We start from the raw sequence: 3,969 nt of genomic DNA on the forward strand, positions 1-3,969 counted from the left end.
CTGGGCACCTCCGCGCTCCGGCTGCCGCTGACGGCGGGCGCGCTGGGGATGGGGCCTCGCGCCCGCTCGCTGAGCCACACGCCGCGCCAGCACGTGGGCCCCACGACGTTGCCGAAGTTCTACATGCCGTACAGCACGTACCTCAGTCCCCACCTGGACCATGCGCGGAGGGCCTCCAAGGCCTGGGCGCGGAAGATGGGCCTGCTCGAAGTCGTGCCCGGCGTGGGCTTCTACGTCTGGGATGACCACAAGTTCGACGCGGCGGACGTGGCCCTCTGCGGCGCGCTCATCCACCCGGACGCGACGCCCGAGCAATTGGAGCTGACGGCCTGCTGGCTGGTGTGGGGGACGTACGCGGACGACTACTTCCCCCTGCTCTACGCGAACACCCGGGACATGGCGGGCGCCAAGGCCTTCACCGCGCGGCTGGGGCAGTTCATGCCGGACGACGTGGAGACGGCCAGCGCCGCGGTGCCCCTCAACCCGGTGGAGCTGAGCCTGGCGGACCTGTGGAAGCGCACCGCGGGCCCGCTGACGCCGCGCGGCCGAAAGCTCTTCCGCAAGGCCATCCAGGACATGACGGACAGCTGGGTGTGGGAGCTGAACAACCAGCTGCTCAACCGCGTGCCGGACCCGGTGGACTACGTGGAGATGCGCCGCAAGACGTTCGGCTCGGACCTCACCATGTCGCTGGCGCGCCTGTCCCACGGCGACGCGGTGCCGGAGGACGTCTTCAATACCCGCACGTTGCGGGCGCTGGAGAACTCCGCCGCGGACTACGCCTGCTTCGTCAACGACCTGTACTCCTACCAGAAGGAAATCCAGTTCGAGGGCGAGCTGAACAACTGCGTGCTCGTCGTGCAGAAGTTCCTGGGCGTGGACAAGGACGCGGCGGTGCAGGTGGTCAACCAGATGATGACCGCGCGCATGAAGCAGTTCGAGCACCTGGTGGCCAAGGAGCTGCCCGCCGTCATCCGCACCTTCGAGCTGGACGAGAAGGCGCAAGGCAAGCTGCACAAGTACGTGGAGCAGCTGCAGCAGTGGATGGCGGGCATCCCCCGGTGGCACGCGGGCGTGACGCGCTACACCGAGGTGGAGCTCATCCACGACGCGGCGCCGAAGCTCAAGACGGGCAAGCCCGCCCCGCTGGGCACGTCGGCGATGCGCCTCTCCGAGCTGCTTCGCGCCACGCGCCCCTGAGAAGTCCCCAGACACATTCCGCAGTGATTTCGAGTCTTCAACTCCGAAGAAGGGTGACCCATGTCCAATGATTCGAAGAAGTTCGACGACAACAACCAGAGCCTGGGCACGCAGGCGGCGCGGCAGCTGGCGACGACGACCAAGTCCGAGCCGCAGATGCAGGGCATCTCCTCGCGGTGGCTGCTCAAGCTGCTGCCGTGGGTGCAGGTGTCCGGCGGCACGTACCGCGTCAACCGCCGCATGACGTACGCGGTGGGCGACGGCCGCGTCACCTTCACCAGCACGGGCGCCAAGGTGGCGGTGATTCCGCAGGAGCTGGGCGAGCTGCCTCTCTTGCGCGGGTACGAGGACGTGGACGCGCTCACCGCGCTGGCCAACCGCTTCGAGCAGAAGGAGTTCAAGGCGGGCGAGGTCATCACCGAGGCGGGCAAGGAGGCCGACTCCATCGTCCTCATCGCGCACGGCAAGGTGAACCGCATCGGCACCGGCAAGTACGGGGAGCCGGTGGTGCTGGAGACGCTGGCGGACGGAGACCACTACAGCTACCAGGCGCTGCTGGAGTCGCAGGACTACTGGCAGTTCACCGCCAAGGCCGTCACGCCCGTGATTGCGCTGGTGCTCCAGCAGTCCGCCTTCGAGACGGTGGTGGCGCAGGTGCCGTCGCTGCAGAAGCACCTCGAGAAGTTCAAGGCGCGCTCCAAGAAGAAGCAGGACCACTCGGGCCAGAAGGCGATTGAGCTGGCGGCGGGCCACCACGGCGAGCCGGTGCTGCCCGGCACCTTCGTGGACTACGAGACGAGCCCCCGCGAGTACGAGCTGTCCGTCGCCCAGACGGTGCTCCAGATTCACACCCGCGTGGCGGACCTCTTCAACGACCCGATGAACCAGACGCAGCAGCAGCTGCGCCTGACGGTGGAGGCGCTCAAGGAGCGCAAGGAGCACGAGCTCATCAACAACCGCGAGTTCGGCCTGCTGCACAACGCGGACCTCAAGCAGCGCATCCACACCCGCTCGGGCGCGCCGACGCCGGACGACATGGACGAGCTGCTCGCCACGGTGTGGAAGGAGCCGTCGTTCTTCCTGGCGCACCCGCGCGCCATCGCCGCCTTCGGCCAGGAGTGCAACAAGCGGGGCATCTACCCCACCAGCGTGGAGATGAACGGCAACCACGTGCCCGCGTGGCGCGGCGTGCCGATTGTTTCCTGCAACAAGCTGCCCATCTCCGAGACGCGCACCACGTCCATCATGCTGATGCGCGCGGGCGAGAAGAACCAGGGCGTGGTGGGCCTGCACCAGGCGGGAATCCCCGACGAAATCGAGCCCAGCCTCAACGTGCGCTTCATGGGCATCAACGAGAAGGCCATCATGAACTACCTGGTGACGGCGTACTTCTCTCATGGCGAATCCAGACAGAGAGCTGGCGGCCCACGAGGGCACCAGCCTGAGCACGGCCGGCGCGCGGCAGCTGGCGACGACGACGAAGACGCAGCCGGTGATGCAGGGCATTTCGCCCCGCTACCTCTTGAGCATCCTGCCGTGGGTGCAGGTGTCGGGCGGCACGTACCGCGTCAACCGGCGGCTGACGTACGCGGCGGGCGACGACCGGCTGAACTTCAGCAACATCGGCGTCAAGGTGGAGGTGATTCCGCAGGAGCTGCTGAAGCTGCCGCTGATGCGGGGCTTCCAGGACGCGGATGACCTGCTCATCCGCACGCTGGCGGGACGCTTCACCCAGCAGCAGTACAAGGCCGGGGACGTCATCGTCGAGGCGGGCACGTCCGCGCACCAGGTGTTCCTCATCGCGCACGGCAAGGCGCAGAAGCTCTCGAAGGGCAAGTACGGCGACCCGCTGGTGCTGGACACGCTGGCGGACGGCGACCACTTCGGCGACCAGGCGGTGGTGGAGTCCAACGACGTGTGGCCCTTCACCGTCAAGGCGCTCACGGCCTGCACGGTGATGGCGCTGCCGCAGGACGTGTTCGAGGCGCTCATCGTCCAGTCCCCGGCGCTCAAGGCGCACGTGGACGGCTACAAGGCGAAGCTCAAGAAGCCCCAGGACAAGGCGGGCCAGGCGGCCATCCCGATGTCGGCCGGCCACCACGGCGAGCCCGTGCTGCAGGGCGGCTTCGTGGACTACGAGCTCAAGCCGCGCGAGTACGAGCTGAGCGTGGCGCAGACCATCCTTCGCGTGCACACCCGCGTGTCGGACATCTTCAACGACCCGATGAACCAGACGCAGGAGCAGCTGCGGCTGACCATCGAGGCGCTGAAGGAGCGCAAGGAGTGGGAGCTCATCAACAACCCGGAGTTCGGCCTGTTGCACAACGCGGACCTCAAGCAGCGCCTCAACACGCGCTCGGGGCCGCCGACGCCGGACGACATGGACGAGCTGGTGACGCGCCGTCGCAAGACGCGCTACTTCCTGGCGCACCCGCGCGCCATCGCGGCGTTCGGCCGGGAGTGCACCCGGCGCGGCCTGTACCCGACGGTGGTGGACGTGGGCGGGGCGAAGTTCCAGGCGTGGCGCGGGGTGCCCATCCTGCCGTGCGACAAGCTGCCCATCAGCCGGGAGAACACGACGTCCATCATCGCCATGCGCACCGGCCAGGAGGACCAGGGCGTGGTGGGCCTGCACAACGCGGGCATCCCGGATGAAGTGGAGGCGAGCCTCACCGTCAAGCGCATGGCCATCAACGACCAGGCCCTCACCCAGTACCTGGTGAGCACCTACTACTCCGCCGCCGTGCTCGTCCCCGACGCGCTGGGCGT

At 67.8% G+C, this 3,969-nt stretch carries 1 protein-coding gene and 2 pseudogenes; all 3 read left to right on the plus strand.

What is annotated here, in order from left to right; genetic code table 11:
* Positions 1–1,200: pseudogene (locus tag K8625_RS43375) on the plus strand (germacradienol/geosmin synthase); the annotation flags it as partial.
* Positions 1,201–1,260: 60 nt separating this feature from the next.
* Positions 1,261–2,595, plus strand: a pseudogene (locus K8625_RS43380) (family 2B encapsulin nanocompartment shell protein); the annotation flags it as partial.
* Position 2,596: 1 nt separating this feature from the next.
* On the plus strand, positions 2,597–3,969 hold a 1,373-nt coding region (locus K8625_RS43385; protein ID WP_223786080.1), incomplete at its 3' end, for a family 2B encapsulin nanocompartment shell protein.

It is taken from the genome of Myxococcus sp. AS-1-15 (assembly GCF_020037055.1).
GTDB classification, from domain to species: domain Bacteria; phylum Myxococcota; class Myxococcia; order Myxococcales; family Myxococcaceae; genus Myxococcus; species Myxococcus fulvus.